Annotated in this window: 1 pseudogene; it reads left to right on the forward strand. The window is 61.4% G+C overall.

The window, feature by feature from the left end:
- Nucleotides 1-561, forward strand: a pseudogene (locus BK660_RS32005) (FAD-dependent oxidoreductase); the annotation flags it as partial.
- Between the last annotated feature and the right edge of the window lie 7 nt (nt 562-568).

Consider the following 568-nt stretch of genomic DNA (forward strand, 5'->3'; position numbering starts at 1 on the left):
GCCCATCGCGGCATGACCCTGGTTGGCGTCACCGAATCGTTCAATAACGGCGTGGTGACCTTTAAGCAGGACCTGGTCGGCAACCTCACTCGCGGCGACGAAAATTATCTGGCGCTGCTGGACGCCGCCGATGCCTACATCGAGCGCAACGGCCTCGATCTGCCGGAAGAACCGGAGGCGCGCGAAACTTTTCCGGATCCTGAGTGCGTGAAAAATCCATTGGCCGATCTCGATCTGGCCAAGGCTGGCGTGACCTCGATCATCTGGGCCACCGGGTTCGCCGTGGATTACTCGTGGCTGCAAGTCGCGGCGTTCGATGACAAGGGCAAGCCTGTGCATCAGCGCGGCGTGTCGAGTGAGCCGGGGGTGTATTTCCTCGGTCTGCCATGGCAGTCGCGCCGTGGCTCGTCATTTATCTGGGGCGTGTGGCACGACGCCAAACACGTCGCCGATCACATCGCCACCCAGCGCAAGTACCTAGACTACCGCGATGCCGAGCAGCGTGAAGCCGAGCTGCACCAGCCCCTCCACAGCAAAGCCGCCGACACCGTCGACGTTTGATTTTACT

Origin of the sequence: Pseudomonas brassicacearum, from assembly GCF_003732265.1 — a bacterium.
GTDB classification, from domain to species: Bacteria; Pseudomonadota; Gammaproteobacteria; order Pseudomonadales; family Pseudomonadaceae; genus Aquipseudomonas; species Aquipseudomonas brassicacearum_D.